Source organism: Streptomyces sp. NPDC033174, from assembly GCF_055577795.1.
The window spans coordinates 1,050,552-1,065,248 of sequence record NZ_JBVIPQ010000001.1; the positions used below are offsets into that span (position 1 = coordinate 1,050,552).

The following is a 14,697-nucleotide window of genomic DNA, read 5'->3' on the forward strand; positions in this document are numbered from 1 at the left end:
CTCGTTTTTCTTTTTCTTTGTGTTTTCGAGAGTAGGAGGGGGGGTGCTGTCCTTTCCCCCCCCCCCCCCCCCCCCCCCCCCCCCCCCCCGCCGTGGTCCCGAACGCAGTTCCCAGATCGAGGAGTGGAAGCACTATGTACGACAAGGACACGGCCACGCACCCGGAACCCGGTACCGACAGCGACGTCCTCGTCGTGGGCTACGGCCCGGTCGGACAGACCCTTTCCGTCCTGCTGGCCCAGCGCGGGCACCGCGTCACCGTCGTCGAGCGGTGGCCCCAGGCCTACACGATGCCGCGCGCGGTCAACTTCGACAGCGAGTCGGCGCGCATCCTGGCCGCCGCCGGGCTCGCCGACGCGATCCCGTCGTTCTCCGAGCCGTCGGGGGCGTACGAATGGCTGACGGCCGACGGCCGTACGCTGCTGCGCATCGAGGCGACGGACGAGGGCCGGTGCGGATGGCCCGACTCGACGGCCATGTACCAGCCGGGGCTCGAGGCGGCGCTGGAGGCGCGGGGCACGCAGTTGTCGGCGCTGACCGTGCTGCGCGGCCACGAAGGTGTGGGGCTCGCCGTCGACGAGGACGGCGTGCGGCTGACCGTACGGCCCACGGGGGGCGGTGACGAGCGCGTCCTGTCCGCCCGCTGGATCGTCGGCTGCGACGGCGCGAACAGTTTCGTCCGCGCCGAGATGGGGGTGGGCGTCACCGATCTGGGCTTCTCCCACGACTGGCTGATCTGCGACGTGGCGCCCCACGAGCGCCGCAGCTACGAGCCGAACAACCTGCAGGTCTGCGACCCGGCCCGGCCCCGCACGCATGTGTCGGCCGGTCCGGGCCACCGCCGCTGGGAGTTCATGCGCGTGCCCGGCGAGACGGTCGAGGAGCTGAACACCGCGGAGACCGCCTGGTCGTTGCTGGCCGAGCAGGGCATCACCCCGGACGACGCCACCCTGGAGCGGCACGCCGTGTACACGTTCAACGCCCGCTGCACCGACCAGTGGCGTACGGGCCGGCTGCTGCTCGCCGGCGACTCGGCGCATCTGATGCCGCCGTTCGCGGCGCAGGGCATGTGCTCCGGGTTCCGTGACGCGGCGAACCTCGCCTGGAAGCTGGACCTGGTGCTGTCGGGCCGTGCCTCCGACACGGTCCTGGACAGCTACACGGTGGAGCGCCGCCAGCATGTGCAGCACGCCATCGGCATGTCCGTGAACCTCGGCAAGGTCATCTGCCAGGACGATCCCGCGGCCGCCGCCGAGCGGGACGCGGTGATGCTGGCCGCCCGGGAGCGCGGTGTCGGCGCGGCCCAGCCCAAGGGCGCGGTGCAGCCGCTCAAGGACGGGCTGCTCCACCGGCGGTCGGCCGGCCGGGCGCCCCGCCGCCCGGCGGGTGATCTGATGCCGCAGGGCCGGGTGGAGCGGGCGGGCCGGACCGGGCTCTTCGACGACGTGGTGGGGCTGGGCTTCGCCCTGGTGACCGCGGACGACCCGGACACGCTGCTCGACGGCGCGGACCGGGCGTTCCTCAACGGGCTCGGCGCCCGGGTGGTGCGCGTGGTGCCGGCCGGGACGGAGGCGGGGCCGGGGCAGGTCGTGGACACCGACGGGGTGTACCTCGCGTACCTGGCGGAGTGCCGGACCCGCTCGGTGCTGGTGCGGCCGGACTTCTATGTGTACGGAGCGGCCAGCGACGCCGCCGAACTCGCCTCGCTGCTGGAGCAGTTGAGGGAGGGGCTGGGCGTGCTGGCAGCTGTGTGACCCGGTGATGACGAAGGGGCCGTCCGGCGTTCTGCCGGACGGCCCCTTCCTGTTCACGCGGATCCGGGGACTCAGGGGGCGCTGCCCACGATGTCCTTGACGATGTCCGCGTACTCGTTCTTGTCGATGATCGCCCGGAACGTCTCGGTGCCGTTCTCGGAGACGACGTACCGCCGTCCGATCAGGATCTTCTGCCCGTGTTCGAAGGCGCGGCCGCGGATGATGGTGGTGGCGCTGAGCTGCTGGCCCTCCCACTCCCATTCGTCGCGGCTGGTCAGCGACTCGGCGTAGCCGACCCAGGCGGTGAGTTCGCGCGGCTCGGTACGGAAGCGGAAGACCGCGATCCAGTCGGTGGCGCCGGCGCCCTGGCGCTGGACCACCTGGTAGCCGTCCTCCTCGACGACCCGGAAGCGGAAGCCGTTCTGCTCCTGGACCTCCGGGGAGACGAGCAGCGGCTCGGTGAAGGACGGGCCGACATAGCCGACGTCGGCCAGGTACAGCGCGCCGTCGATCCGGACGCCATTGAGCATGTGGTCGAGGTCGGGGCCGAACTGCTGGTCCGCGCCGCGAATTCCTGCGGAGAGAATGACGACGTCGAAACCGAGCTGCCGCAGCAGCGTACGGAAAAGACCGTTGAGTTCATGGCAGACACCGCCGTTGGCGCCCGCTACCAGATGCTGGAACAGCTCCTGCGGGTCGGCGTCGGCCGCCTCGTCCCAGACTGCGGCGCCCTTGTGGACATGGCGGGAATTGTCGAAGGGCACCGTCATGAGGTGCCTCTTGTGCAGGGCCCGCAGCGTCTCCAGAGTCGGCTCAAGGGGGCCGGACAACCCCAGGTGGGCGGCGTATGCCTCGGTGTCGAGCATGACGGGTCTCCTCTTTCGGCAGCTTCCGGGAATCGGCACACGGACAGCCGCACCATAACGCTCGCGGCAGTGGCCTGTCTGCGCCCAGAGAACCCCCCTATTACCCCCCTCAATTCAAGGAATGCCGTTTACCGAACACCTGGGGAATGGGGGTCGGATAGGGGTGTTGGCGCCCATGTTCCCACACATAGATTTCCTTCGACCTCAATTCATGAGCCCCATCCGCCGGATGGGGAAATCCGGAGGAGAAGTACATGTTGAATCGCCGGAACTTTCTGCGCGCGGGTGGTGGCCTCGCCGCCGCCGGCGCGCTGGCCGGTGTCGCCCCGTCCGTCTCGTTCGGTGCCACCAGCGAGTACGAGAAGCTCCGGGGCAGCCTCCAGGGGGACCTGCTGCTGCCCACCGACAGCGGTTACGACCTGGCGAAACAGCTCCAGATAGCCCAGTACGACGCGGTCAGTCCGCAGGCCATCGCCTACTGCGAGACCCCGCAGGACGTGTCGGCGGCCATCCGCTTCGCGCGCAGCCAGGGCATCGCCGTCCGCACCCGCAGCGGCGGTCACAACTACTCGGGCTGGTCGACCGGCAACGGACTGGTCGTCGACGTGTCGCGCATCCGGCACGCCTCGGTCAACGGCTCCACGGTGAAGATGGGGCCCGGCGCCCAGTCCATCCTGGGCATCAACGCCCTGCAGCCGTACAACAAGCAGATCGCCACCGGCACCTGCCCGACGGTCTGCCCCGGCGGCTTCTTCTCCGGCGGCGGCATCGGCTACCAGACGCGGAAGTTCGGCACCGGCAGTGACCGGGTCTCCGCCGCCACGGTCGTCCTCGCCGACGGCAGCATCGTCCGCGCCTCCTCCACCTACGACTCCAGCCTGCTGTGGGGTCTGCGCGGCGGTGGCGGCGGCAACTTCGGTGTCGTCGTCGACTGGGAGGTCCGCCCGGTCGACCAGCCGCGGATGGTCTACTACGAGCAGTGGTGGGACTTCGACCAGGCGCCGCAGATCTTCGCCGCCTGGCAGGCCTGGATGGCGAACGGCTCGGACAATCTGGCCGGGCAGTTCGTCCTGGTCACCCCGGACGCGGCGCCCGGCACCAAGCCGATGGTCCTGACCACCGGTGCGTACCTCGGCCCGCAGGCCGAGCTGGAGACGGCGCTCGCCCAGCTGGACTCGCTCGCCAAGACGGCGCCGCAGAGCAAGGTCGTCGCCGACCTCACCTACGCGGACGCCATGAAGCGGGTCTACCACTGCGACCAGATCTCCATCCAGCAGTGCCAGCGCGAGGGCACCAACCCGGACGCCACGCTGCACCGCACGGGCTTCCAGCGCGAGAGCTACCGCATCTTCAACCGCCAGATGACCTCCTCCGAGATCGAGTCGGTCATCACCGCCTACAACGGCAACCGCGCGGCCGGTCACACCCGGGTGCTGCACGTGATGGCCCTGGGCGGCGCCGCCAACCGCATCAGCCGCAGCGCCTCGGCCTTCTGGCACCGCGACGCGCAGTTCGTCTGCGGCTTCGTCGACCAGCAGGCCGCCAACCCCACCGCCGAGAACGTGTCGCTCGCCACGGCCTGGGCCGGCAACGGCGGCAAGGTCCTCGACCCGATGTCCAGCGGCGCGTACGTGAACTTCACCAGCACCGAGCTGAGCAATTGGCAGACCAAGTACTACGGCGGCAACTACGGCAAGCTCGTCACCGTGAAGAACGCCTACGACCCGAGCAACTTCTTCCGCCACCCGCGCAGCATCGGCAGCTGACGCGGAGGGACCCGGAGGGGGTTGGTGCGCATCGCGCACCAACCCCCTCTTCGCGTCCCCGCTCACACCGACGGCCCCGGGGTGTTGACTCCGGGAGCGCCGGGGCCCGACGGGACCGAGCTCCATCAATGATTCCCTGAGCGGGCGCCGGGACAGGGCAGCACGAAGGGGGTGGTGCGCGATGTGCGCACCACCCCCTCCCGTGAGGGCCCGCCCTACAGGACCGTGGGCACGGCGGCGTCCGACGGAGCGTCGGCCGACTGGTCCGCGCCCTGGGCCGCCGGGGCGGCCTTGAGCATGACGATGGCCAGGACCAGACCGGCGGCGATGAAGCCGGCGGCGATGGTGAAGGCCAGGTTGTAGCCGGAGGTGAGTGCGGCGGGCGTCGGGTTGGCCCCCGCCTCCGCGGTCGCGAAGGTGTTGAGCAGCGCGAGGCCGACGGCGCCACCGATCTGCTGCGAGGTGTTGAACAGACCGGAGATGACGCCGGAGTCCTCCGGCGTGGCGCCGGACAGGCCGAGCATCATCAGCGCGGGCATGGCCGCACCGAAGCCGACACCGAGCAGCAGGTTGGCCGGCAGGAAGTTGGCCAGGTACGTGCCGTCGACCGGGAGCTGCGCGAAGAGCACGAAGCCGAGACCGATCAGGGCGAGACCGCTGATGAGCATCGTGCGCGCGCCGAACTTGGTGATGAGCTTGGCGGACAGGCCCAGCGAGACACCGGCGATGGCCACGGCGACCGGGATGAAGCCCAGACCGGTCTGCAGCGGGTCGTAGCCGAGAACGCGCTGGAGGTACAGCGTCCCGAAGTACAGGAAGCCGAACATCGCGCCGATCATGAGCAGCTGGATGACGTTGGCGCCCGAGACGTTGCGGGAGCGGAACAGCCGCAGCGGGAGCAGCGGCGACGCGGCCTTGGACTCACGGACCAGGAAGCCGATGAGCAGGACGACCGCGAGCGCGGCGAAGCCGAGGGTGTGACCGGAGGCCCAGCCCTGCTCCTCGATGCCGACGATGGTGTAGACGAGCAGCATCAGGCCGGCGGTCACGAGAACGGCGCCGAGGAAGTCGGCCTGGGAGCCGAGGCCGGGGCCGCGCTCCTTCTGCAGGGTGCGCATCGCGAGGGTGACGACGACGACACCGATCGGGATGTTGATGAAGAAGATCCAGCTCCAGTCGACCGAGTCGGTGAGGATGCCGCCGACCAGGGGGCCGATGGCGCCGCCACCGGCGGAGGCGAAGCTGAAGGCGCCGATTGCCTTGGCGGTCTCGGCACCGGTGAAGAGGGTGACGATCATGCCGAGGATGCCGGCGGAGGTGATGGCACCGCCGACGCCCTGCACGAAGCGGGCGACGATCAGCATCTCCTGGCCGTTGGCCAGACCGCAGAAGAGCGAGGCCACGGTGAAGAGCGTGAGGCCGGTGATGAAGACCTGCTTACGGCCGAGCAGGTCGCCGAGGCGGCCGGCGAGGAGCAGCAGACCACCGAAGGGGATCACATACGCGTTGACGATCCAGACCAGGTTGGTGGCGCTGATGCCGAGGTCCGTCTGGACTGCCGGGAGGGCGACGTTGACGATGTTCTGATCAAGAATGATCATGAGCTGGCCGGCGCAGAGTACTGCGAGGGCCAGCCAGCGCGACGCTGTCGCCGCAGGCGTGGTGCCCATGGAAAATCTTCCTCCAGAAGAGCGGGTGGGTGGGGTGGACGGTCTGTCTCGGTGGTCAGCCGCGCAGCATCTCGGCCACGAGGAACGCGAGTTCCATCGACTGCTGGGGGTTGAGACGGGGGTCGCAGTACGTGTCGTACCGTTCCGCGAGGCCGGAGTCGTCGATCGCCTGGGCGCCGCCCACGCATTCCGTGACGTCGTCTCCGGTCAGTTCGATGTGCAGGCCACCGGGGTGGGTGCCAAGGCCGCGGTGGACCTCGAAGAAGCCCTCGACCTCGTCGATGATCCGGTCGAAGTCCCTGGTCTTGTAACCGCTGGTGGCCTCGTGGGTGTTGCCGTGCATCGGGTCGCACTGCCAGACGACCTGGTGGCCGCCGGCGGTGACCCGCTCCACGATCGCGGGGAGCACGTCGCGGATCTTGCCGCTGCCCATCCGGCTGATGAGGGTCAGCCGGCCGGGCACGTTGTGGGGGTCGAGGCGCTCGACGTACTCCGCGGCCTGCTCCGGAGTGGTGCCGGGGCCGATCTTGAGACCGATGGGGTTGGCGAGCACGGAGGCGAGGGCGATGTGGGCGCCGTCGAGCTGCCGGGTCCGCTCGCCGATCCACAGGAAGTGGGAGGAGAGCCCGTACAGTTTCTCGGTGCCGTCGGCGTCCGGCTCGCGGCGCAGCAGGCCGCGTTCGTACTCCAGGAGCAGCGCCTCGTGGCTCGCCCACAGTTCGGTGGAGTGCAGCGCGCCGTGGTCGACCCGGCACGCCGACATGAAGTCGAGTCCGCGGTCGATCTCGGCGGCCAGCGCCTCGTAGCGCTCACCGACGGGTGACGTGCGCAGGAAGTCGCGGTTCCATTCGTGCACCCGGTGCAGGTCCGCGAAGCCCGAACCGGCGTAGGCGCGCGTCAGGTTGAGGGCCGCACCGGAGTGGGCGTACGCCTGGAGCATCCGGTTCGGGTCGGCGATCCGCGCCTCGGGCACCGGCTCGTAGCCGTTGACGATGTCGCCCCGGTAGACCGGCAGGCCCAGCTGGTCGGTGCTGTTGGAGCGGGGCTTGGCGTACTGGCCGGCGATCCGGCCGACCTTGACCACCGGCATGCTGGCGGCGTACGTCAGCACCACGGCCATCTGGACCAGGGTCCGCAGGTTCGCCCGGACATGGGACTCGGTGTTCCCGGCGAAGGTCTCGGCGCAGTCGCCGCCCTGCAGCAGGAAGGCGCGGCCCCGGGCGACCTCCGCCAGCCGGGACTGGAGACGGTCGACCTCCTGCGGCACGACGAGCGGAGGCATGGTCTCCAGCGTGCCGACGGCCGCGAGGGCCGAGACGGGGTCGGGCCACTGGGGCTGCTGGGCCGCGGGCCGGGCCAGCGCCTCGGCTATCCGGGCGTCGAGCGAGGTGCCGGCGGTCGGGGACGGCTGAGGAGGCGCAGAGGTGACGGACGTCCGCGCTGCGATGGTCGGCTGCATGCCGTCAGGCTAGGTTTCGTGCGCCAACTGGCCGCCCATTTGCCGGTAATCGGCAGGTGCTGAGGCTCTTGCGCCTTGGATTCATACGTCTTGGCTCCTATCCAGGCCGAAGTACGCGCGGTAGAGGGCGAGCTGGGACTCCAGCATCGGAGCTCCGGGGTGGACCGGCAGCCCCAGGGCCGCGGCGGTCTTCAGCAGCCGGGTCTCCCGGGGCTTCATGATGATGTCCGCGACGAGGGTCCCCGGCGCCAGTGCCGCCGGGTCGAAGGGAAGCGGATCGCTCGCGCGCAGCCCCAGCGGGGTGGCGTTGACCACCAGGTCCGCGCCCTCCGTGTCCGGCCGGGTCGCATGGGTGGTCCTGCCCGGCCAGCGGGCGTCCAGGCGGTCGGCGAGCGCGGCGGTACGCGCCGGGTCGAGGTCGCAGAGCACCAGGTGGTCGACTCCGGCCGCGAGCAGCGCGGGGGCGATGGCGCAGCCGGCGCCGCCGGTTCCGACCAGCGTGACCCGGGCCCCGGCGGCCTTGTGTCCGGCTCCTTCGAGCCCGGCGACGAAGCCTGCCCCGTCGAAGTTGTCGGCGTGCCAGCGGCCGTCGGGCTCACGGCGCAGGGCGTTGGCGCTGCCGGACAGCTGGACCGCGGGGCTCTCCAGGTCCGCGAAGCGGCGTACGGCCGCCTTGTGCGGGACGGTGACGAGGAGACCGTCGAGGTTCTCGACGGCCTGGAGGCCGGTGACGATCTCGGCGAGCCGCTCGGGCCGGGCGTGCACGGGCACGAGGACGGCGTCCCGGGCGAGCCTGGCGAACAGCGGGTTGACCATGGTGGGCGCCTGGACCTGGGCGACCGGGTCGCCGAGGACGGCGTAGAGCCGGGTGGTCCCGGTGATTGTGGGCAGTTGGAGGGCGGGCGCTTCGGAGGGCACGGGGCTGTCCATGGGCTTCCTCGGTTCGACGGCGTGAAAGGGCGGGGGCTGTGCGGGCGGTGCGGTCGGGCGCCGGCGCGCGGGTGGCACGGACGCCGGCCGGGAGGGCGGCCGGGCGGCGAGCCGGAGGGGCACGTCAGGGGACGAGGGTGACCTTGCCGGTGGTACGGCGGGCCAGCAGGTCCTCGTGGGCACGCCGGGCGTCGGCGAGCGGGTAACAGGGGCCGGCCAGGGGCCGGAGCCGGCCGGCGGCGGTGAGCGCGAGCAGCTCGCGCAGCGGACCCGTCATTGCGTCCGGCCGGTTCAGTACGGGCCGCAGCCAGAACCCGACGACGGAGGCGCCGAGCCGGGAGAGGCGCTGGGGGTCGACGGGCGTGGCCGGGGTGCGCGCGGCGCTGCCGTAGGTGACGAGCCGGCCGAGGCAGCCGAGGGAGCCGAGGGCGGCGTCGAACAGGGCGCCCCCGGTGCCGTCGAGTATCACGTCGGCGGGGGTGTCCAGGGGGTAGTCGGCGGGGGCGTCCGCGCCGAGGTCGAGGGCGAGTTCGCGCTTGGCCGGGGTGGAGGCCTGGGCCAGTATCCGGCCGGCGCCCATGTGGCGGGCCAGCTGAACGGCGAGGCTGCCGACGCCTCCGGCGGCGGCGTGCACCACGACCGTCTCGCCGGGCGCCAGGCGCGCCGCGGTCGCCAGCAGGTGCCAGGCGGTGAGGCCTTGCATGAGCAGGGCCAGTGCCTGGGCGGCGGGCAGGTCCTCCGGGATCGGGACGACGGCGGAGGCGTCCGCGACGACCCGCTCGGCGTAGCCGCCGCGGACCCGGGCGAGCACCCGGGTGCCGTCCTCGGTGCGGCCGACGACCTCGCTGCCTGGGACGTGCGGCAGCTGGTCGGCGGCCAGATACGAGCCGTCGGTCTGGTGGGTGTCGGCGTAGTTCACGCCGACCGCCTCGACCGTGATGCTCAACTGGCCCGGCCCGGGGGAAGGTTCGGGCACCTCGACGCACGCCAGTACGTCGGGTCCGCCGAAGCGGTCGAACCGTACGGCTCTCATGCCCCGCCCCTCCCCCGAAGGCCGTATCTCTCTCGCACATACACACGCACACGTACACCCATGGACCGAGGCCCCCCTCTTCGTCGTGTCTCAGGCTTGTCGTGTCTCGGGCTCTGTCGCGCCCCGGGCCGGTCACGCCCCGAGCCTGCCCCACCTCAGGCCGTGAGCGGGACGTCCTCGTCGTCGTCCTCCTCCTGCGTCAGCTCCCGCTCCTGCTGGGCGAAGAGCGCGGCGCCGCGCGACGGGGAGGTGTCGATCTGGCCCAGGATCGCCGGGGCCGCGATGGCCGGCAGGGTCAGGTCGTACATGCGGGAGATCCGCACCTCCAGGTCCGCCATCTGACAGACCGCGTGCGACAGCATCTGGATGCCGTTGAAGGAGCCGACCAGCATCTCGGCCGTGGCCGTGGCGTCGACGTACGGCAGTACCTCTCCGCGCTCCTTGGCCTCGGTGAGCTGCGTGGTCATCACGCGCACCCATTCGTTCCAGGGCTCACCGAAGAAGTGCCGTGCGTTCTGGTCCGCGGCGAGGCGGGCCGAGGCGCGCAGCAGCGGCTCCCGGGGGAGCCGGTAGGCGAGCAGCAGACCCGTGTCGACGGCGGTCTGCAGCTTGAGCGGCTGCTCGGGCGGTGGGGCGGTCACCGCGTGCTCGAGTACGCCCAGGGCCAGCTCTTCCTTGGAGGCGAAGTGGAAGTAGAGGGCTCCCTTCTTCACCCCCGCGCGGTCGAGGATCATCGTGATGGTCGCCGCTTCGTAACCGAACTCGGCGAAGACCTCCGCCGCGGCCTCCAGGACCGCCCTACGTGTGCGGATGGCCCGCTCTTGCCGTGCCAATTGCCCAACCTCCCGGTCTGTCCGTGCTCTCGTTCTCTGTCCCGCCCCCAAAAAACCAAACGGTCCGTATCTTATCCGCCTGGTCAACCCGTCGCCACCCCGGGTCCGGCCCGTCGCGGGCGGCGATTTCCCCGCAGGGGCTTGAAAAAGAAACCGTGCGGTCCGTATCTTATGTGCCGCGGGGGTCATCCTCGCTCCATCGCAGAGTCGTCGCGCATTTCCCATGGGGGGAACAGATATGCACTCCACGACCGTCCTGGACCAGATCAGCACCGGCACCGGCACCACGGCGGCGCGGCAGGGGAAGCCGTCAGCGCCGAACGCTCTCGCGGCCCGGTTCGCCCACCGTGATCTGAGCCGCGATGTACTGATAACCGGCTGGACCCGGCACGACGAGATGACCTTCTCCGTGGACGTCAACTGGGCGGGCGACCACTGCTTCTTCGCCCCCGCGCCGGGCAGCGCCCACCACCACATGCTGGTCGCGCAGACGATCCGGCAGGTCGCCCTCTCGCTCGCCCACGCCGCCTTCGAGGTGCCGACCTCGGACAAGTTCCTGATGAACGAGCTGACGTACACGACCGACCCGCACCACACGACCACCCTCACCGACCCGGTGCAGGTCGAGGCCGTCTACTCCTGGCAGGGCAGACGCTGCCTGCGGGTGCAGACGGTGATGCGCCAGCGCGGCGCGACGTTCGCGACCAGCGATTCCACCTTCACCTGGGTGCCGCCGCGGGTGTACGGCCGGATGCGCGGCGAGTATCTGACCGCCCTTCCGGGCGAGTCGGCCGCGCCGGTCGCCGCTCCCCTGGTCGGCCGGATCGCGGACAGCGAGGTCGTCCTCGCCGCCGGCGAGCGGCCGAACCGCTGGCGTCTGCGCTGGGGCACCGGCCACATGGCGCTGATCGACCACGCCGTCGACCATGTGCCCGGCCTGGTCCTGATGGAGGCGGCGCAGCAGGCCGCGTACTCCTTCGCGGGCGCCCCGCACTTCAACCCCACGGGGCTGGCCATGTACGCCAGCAGGTACGTCGAGTTCGACGCACCCTGCTGGATCGAGGCTCACGCGCTCGCGGCTCGCTCCGGCCCCCCGGCCGCGGTGGAGGTCATCGGTCTCCAGCGCGACAGCATGGCCTTCCGCTGCGTCGTCGAGGGCTTCGCCATCCGGGACTGACCCGGCAACCGAGCGGTCCGCGTTTCCCCCTCGGGGGACGGATGCGTCGAGATCCCCAGCCAGAAACCGCTGTGCCGGTTTCTGGCTGGGGATCTCGTCGTCAGGCGACCTCGGCGACCTCGGCGTCCTCACCCGGCTCGGCGCCGGGACCGCCGGTGCTCCCCTCGGGACGGAGCGCCGCCACGGCCTCGGGGGTGGCCAGCATCCGCAGCCCGGCGCGCCAGAACTCGGTCAGCATGGCGTGGGAGAGCCACTTCTCGTCGGTGCGGCCCAGCACTTCGAAGCCCGCGGTCGACGCGGCCACGAAGGCGACCGCCGAGGCGTGGGGCAGGCCGGCGGCGAGCTCCCCCGCGGCGGCGGCCCGGCCGAGCAGCAGACCGACGCGGTTGTGCCACTCGTCGCGCAGCTGGAGGGAGACGGCGACGTCACCGTCGCTGTTGAGCCGGAAGCCCGCCCGTACCACCACGTCCGTACGGAAGAGTTCGGCGAAGCCGTGGGTGAGGTCGGTCAGGGTCTGCAGAGGGGTGAGCCGACGGCTGTACACCTGGATGACGGCGCGGCGCAGCTCGGCCGCGGCCTCCTTCACGACGGCGCTCGCGAGGGTGTGCTTGTTGTCGAAGTGGAAGTGGAGCGCCCCGGCGCTGACGCCGGCGCCGGCCGCGATCTCGGCGACCTTGGCCTCGCCGTAACCGCCGTCCTGGAATGCCTCCGCCGCGGCGGTGATCAGGGCGCGGCGGGTCCGCACGGCCCGTTCCTGCTTCGTCATGGCGGTTCCTGGGGTGTAGAAACATCGAGGGTCCTCCCATGAAACCAACCTCCTGGTTTTTTCTCTAGGCCGAGGTGGTAACTCCGCGGTAATCCTCGAAGCCGGACGGGCGGGCCCCGCAGGACCCGCCCGTAGCACCCGGCGCCGGCCCGGAAAATGGTCCCGGGCCCCGGCCCGCACGGCGACCCAGTGGCGTATCAGCTGGTCAGCGAGGTGAGGAGTGCCTCCGCCCAGGTGTCGTCATAGCGGTCCAGACGCGGGAAGCCGCCCGTCTCCGGCGAGCCGTTGTACGTGTAGTGGGCCCCCGGATTGTGTACAGCGTGACCGCCCGCCGCGAAGAGGTGCGGGCTCCCCTGGATCTCCGGCCCCTGGGCCTGGTGCCACTGCTCGTACACCTCCCGGCGGCCGGCGCCCCGGGCCAGCGCCGCCTCCAGCGCCTTGACGTCCACGTCGGCGCAGCCCTCCGCGACGTCGAGGATCACCGAGTGGATGCTGATGCAGCGGTGTTCGGTGTAGAAGGCGCGGCGCAGTGCGGTGTCCAGCTGGTCCGAGCCGCGCAGCCCGCCGACCTCCGGGTCCTTGGCGGCCTGCACCGCCTCGATGGCCGGGAGGATGCTCGAGGGGTACTCCCACTCGTGGCCGGACCACAGCCGCCACCCCAGCTCGGGACGGTGGGCACCGAGCATCACTATCTCGGCGTCCACGATCAGCTTGGGCGTGGGCTGGCGGTTGAACAGCTCCAGCGGGAAGGCCCGGTGGTCGATGAGGATCTCCTGGCCGCGCCGGTCGGCGGCGGCGTGCAGGGTGTGCAGGGCAAGCGTCGCCCAGGGGCAGCCGATGTCCGACCAGAAGGTGATGGTGGGCGTTTCGGCGTCGCGTGCCGGTGTCATGAGTGCTCCCTCCGGGCCCGGCCGGGCGGCCGTCCGGCGAGTGAGGGTGGTGCACGCGGGGCGTTCCGTCAAAGGGCCGGGCGCGACTTCGTCACCATGCGCCGCCCGCCTTTTCCCGCTACCGTGAGCCGTACCGGATTAGTTTCCGTTTCTGCTCTCCGTCGGCTCCTCCGGGAGGCGGGTGCGGTCGCGGCCGGTGAGAAGACAATTCCTGGGGCGGGATGGAGTGCGTTGTGCAGTTCGGAATCTTCACCGTAGGAGACAGGACCACCGACCCCACGAAGGGGACGACGCCGACCGAGCACGAGCGGATCAAGTCGATGGTCGCGATCGCCCTCAAGGCGGAGGAGGTCGGTCTCGACGTCTTCGCGACGGGTGAGCACCACAACCCGCCCTTCGTGCCGTCCTCGCCGACGACACTGCTGGGCCACATCGCCGCGCGGACGTCCCGGCTGATCCTCTCCACGTCCACGACGCTGATCACCACCAATGACCCGGTGAAGATCGCCGAGGACTTCGCGACGCTCCAGCATCTGGCGGACGGCCGCGTCGACCTGATGATGGGCCGGGGCAACACCGGCCCGGTCTATCCGTGGTTCGGGCAGGACATCCGCCAGGGCATCCCGCTCGCCATCGAGAACTACGCCCTGCTGCACCGGCTGTGGCGCGAGGACGTCGTCAACTGGGAGGGCCGCTTCCGTACGGCCCTTCAGGGCTTCACCTCGACCCCGCGCCCGCTGGACGGCGTCCCGCCGTTCGTCTGGCACGGCTCCATCCGCTCCCCCGAGATCGCCGAGCAGGCCGCGTACTACGGAGACGGCTTCTTCGCCAACCACATCTTCTGGCCCAAGGAGCACACGGCCAAGATGGTCGGTCTCTACCGACGCCGGTACGCCCACTACGGCCACGGCGCTCCCGAACAGGCCGTCGTCGGTCTGGGCGGTCATGTCTTCATGCGCAAGAACTCCCAGGACGCGGTACGGGAGTTCCGGCCCTACTTCGACAACGCGCCCGTCTACGGACACGGCCCGTCCCTGGAGGAGTTCGCCGAGCAGACGCCCATGACCGTCGGCTCCCCGCAGCAGGTCATCGACCGCACCCTGTCCTTCCGCGACTACGTGGGTGACTACCAGCGGCAGTTGTTCCTGGTGGACAGCGGTGGCCTGCCGCTGAAGACGGTCCTTGAGCAGCTCGACATCCTCGGCGAAGAGGTCCTGCCGGTCCTGCGCAAGGAGATGGCAAGCCGTCGGGCGCCCGGGGTTCCCGACGCGCCGACGCACGCATCCCTCGTGGCGCGGCGCGACGAGGAGGCCGCGGAGACGGAAAGCCGGCCGGAAAACGTCACGGCGGGCTGAACGGGACGGGCGGGGCCCGGCTGAACGGACCCGGCCTGAACAAGCTCGTGGACCGGTCGGCCGGAGGCCCGAGGGAGGCGCACAGGTCCAGTTCCCGGCCTGGGGCATTAACCGGGTACTGGCCCGTGCCGCCTCGTGAGGGCGATGTTCCGGCCGTGCCGACCGGCCGGTCAAAGAGGGTCGGCCGAGTCTGTCAGA

At 70.8% G+C, this 14,697-nt stretch carries 12 protein-coding genes; 4 read left to right on the top strand and 8 right to left on the bottom strand.

The genetic code is table 11. The annotated features are described in order from the left end of the window. Positions 1–134: 134 nt before the first annotated feature. Positions 135–1,754, top strand: a complete 1,620-nt coding sequence (gene mhpA / locus ACZ5VC_RS04740) for a bifunctional 3-(3-hydroxy-phenyl)propionate/3-hydroxycinnamic acid hydroxylase MhpA (protein WP_469118632.1) — start codon at positions 135–137, stop codon at positions 1,752–1,754. Positions 1,755–1,825: 71 nt separating this feature from the next. Here the strand turns inward: mhpA and ACZ5VC_RS04745 are convergent, their stop codons facing one another. Then, positions 1,826–2,620: an arylamine N-acetyltransferase family protein gene (locus ACZ5VC_RS04745; protein WP_469118633.1), complete on the bottom strand. Its 795-nt coding sequence runs from the start codon at positions 2,618–2,620 to the stop codon at positions 1,826–1,828. 254 nt (positions 2,621–2,874) lie between these two features. On the opposite strand from ACZ5VC_RS04745, the gene ACZ5VC_RS04750 reads away from it, so the two are divergent. Beyond that, complete coding sequence (locus ACZ5VC_RS04750; protein ID WP_469118634.1) at positions 2,875–4,386, top strand: FAD-binding oxidoreductase; 1,512 nt, start codon at positions 2,875–2,877, stop codon at positions 4,384–4,386. A gap of 215 nt (positions 4,387–4,601) precedes the next feature. On the opposite strand, the gene ACZ5VC_RS04755 is transcribed toward ACZ5VC_RS04750, so the two are convergent. The 5 genes from ACZ5VC_RS04755 to ACZ5VC_RS04775 all read right to left on the bottom strand — a co-directional run bounded on the left by ACZ5VC_RS04755 (position 4,602) and on the right by ACZ5VC_RS04775 (position 10,311). After that, entirely contained in the window at positions 4,602–6,056 is a 1,455-nt protein-coding gene (locus tag ACZ5VC_RS04755; protein WP_469118635.1) for a DHA2 family efflux MFS transporter permease subunit, read from the bottom strand. A 55-nt stretch (positions 6,057–6,111) separates the two neighbouring features. Next, positions 6,112–7,515, bottom strand: a complete 1,404-nt coding sequence (locus tag ACZ5VC_RS04760) for a class II 3-deoxy-7-phosphoheptulonate synthase (RefSeq protein ID WP_469118636.1) — start codon at positions 7,513–7,515, stop codon at positions 6,112–6,114. A gap of 81 nt (positions 7,516–7,596) precedes the next feature. Then, positions 7,597–8,445, bottom strand: coding sequence for a shikimate dehydrogenase family protein (locus ACZ5VC_RS04765; protein WP_469118637.1), 849 nt, complete (start codon positions 8,443–8,445; stop codon positions 7,597–7,599). A gap of 124 nt (positions 8,446–8,569) precedes the next feature. After that, the gene (locus ACZ5VC_RS04770; RefSeq protein WP_469118638.1) at positions 8,570–9,478 is read right to left on the bottom strand and encodes a quinone oxidoreductase family protein; all 909 of its coding nucleotides are present in this window, start codon (positions 9,476–9,478) and stop codon (positions 8,570–8,572) included. Positions 9,479–9,633: 155 nt separating this feature from the next. Continuing rightward, positions 9,634–10,311, bottom strand: coding sequence for a ScbR family autoregulator-binding transcription factor (locus ACZ5VC_RS04775; protein WP_469118639.1), 678 nt, complete (start codon positions 10,309–10,311; stop codon positions 9,634–9,636). A 238-nt stretch (positions 10,312–10,549) separates the two neighbouring features. Between ACZ5VC_RS04775 and ACZ5VC_RS04780 the strand changes: the two genes are divergently transcribed. Further along, positions 10,550–11,488, top strand: a complete 939-nt coding sequence (locus ACZ5VC_RS04780) for a ScbA/BarX family gamma-butyrolactone biosynthesis protein (protein ID WP_469118640.1) — start codon at positions 10,550–10,552, stop codon at positions 11,486–11,488. A gap of 100 nt (positions 11,489–11,588) precedes the next feature. Here ACZ5VC_RS04780 and ACZ5VC_RS04785 read toward each other — a convergent pair whose 3' ends face one another. Further along, positions 11,589–12,254 (bottom strand): ScbR family autoregulator-binding transcription factor, encoded by a 666-nt coding sequence (locus ACZ5VC_RS04785; RefSeq protein WP_469118641.1) that lies wholly within the window; start codon positions 12,252–12,254, stop codon positions 11,589–11,591. A 197-nt stretch (positions 12,255–12,451) separates the two neighbouring features. Continuing rightward, a complete protein-coding gene (locus ACZ5VC_RS04790; protein WP_469118642.1) occupies positions 12,452–13,144 on the bottom strand; it encodes a DsbA family oxidoreductase in 693 nt (230 codons plus the stop codon). A 233-nt stretch (positions 13,145–13,377) separates the two neighbouring features. Between ACZ5VC_RS04790 and ACZ5VC_RS04795 the strand changes: the two genes are divergently transcribed. After that, a complete protein-coding gene (locus ACZ5VC_RS04795) occupies positions 13,378–14,499 on the top strand; it encodes an LLM class flavin-dependent oxidoreductase (RefSeq protein WP_469118643.1) in 1,122 nt (373 codons plus the stop codon). Positions 14,500–14,697: the final 198 nt, after the last annotated feature.

Bases quoted from the DNA above. Each gene is read 5' to 3' on its own strand.
- ACZ5VC_RS04765 (WP_469118637.1), bottom strand. From the start codon at position 8,445: ATGGACAGCCCCGTGCCCTCCGAAGCGCCCGCCCTCCAACTGCCCACA.
- ACZ5VC_RS04790 (WP_469118642.1), bottom strand. From the start codon at position 13,144: ATGACACCGGCACGCGACGCCGAAACGCCCACCATCACCTTCTGGTCG.
- ACZ5VC_RS04745 (WP_469118633.1), bottom strand. From the start codon at position 2,620: ATGCTCGACACCGAGGCATACGCCGCCCACCTGGGGTTGTCCGGCCCC.
- ACZ5VC_RS04750 (WP_469118634.1), top strand. From the start codon at position 2,875: ATGTTGAATCGCCGGAACTTTCTGCGCGCGGGTGGTGGCCTCGCCGCC.
- ACZ5VC_RS04785 (WP_469118641.1), bottom strand. From the start codon at position 12,254: ATGACGAAGCAGGAACGGGCCGTGCGGACCCGCCGCGCCCTGATCACC.
- ACZ5VC_RS04770 (WP_469118638.1), bottom strand. From the start codon at position 9,478: ATGAGAGCCGTACGGTTCGACCGCTTCGGCGGACCCGACGTACTGGCG.
- mhpA (WP_469118632.1), top strand. From the start codon at position 135: ATGTACGACAAGGACACGGCCACGCACCCGGAACCCGGTACCGACAGC.
- ACZ5VC_RS04780 (WP_469118640.1), top strand. From the start codon at position 10,550: ATGCACTCCACGACCGTCCTGGACCAGATCAGCACCGGCACCGGCACC.
- ACZ5VC_RS04760 (WP_469118636.1), bottom strand. From the start codon at position 7,515: ATGCAGCCGACCATCGCAGCGCGGACGTCCGTCACCTCTGCGCCTCCT.
- ACZ5VC_RS04755 (WP_469118635.1), bottom strand. From the start codon at position 6,056: ATGGGCACCACGCCTGCGGCGACAGCGTCGCGCTGGCTGGCCCTCGCA.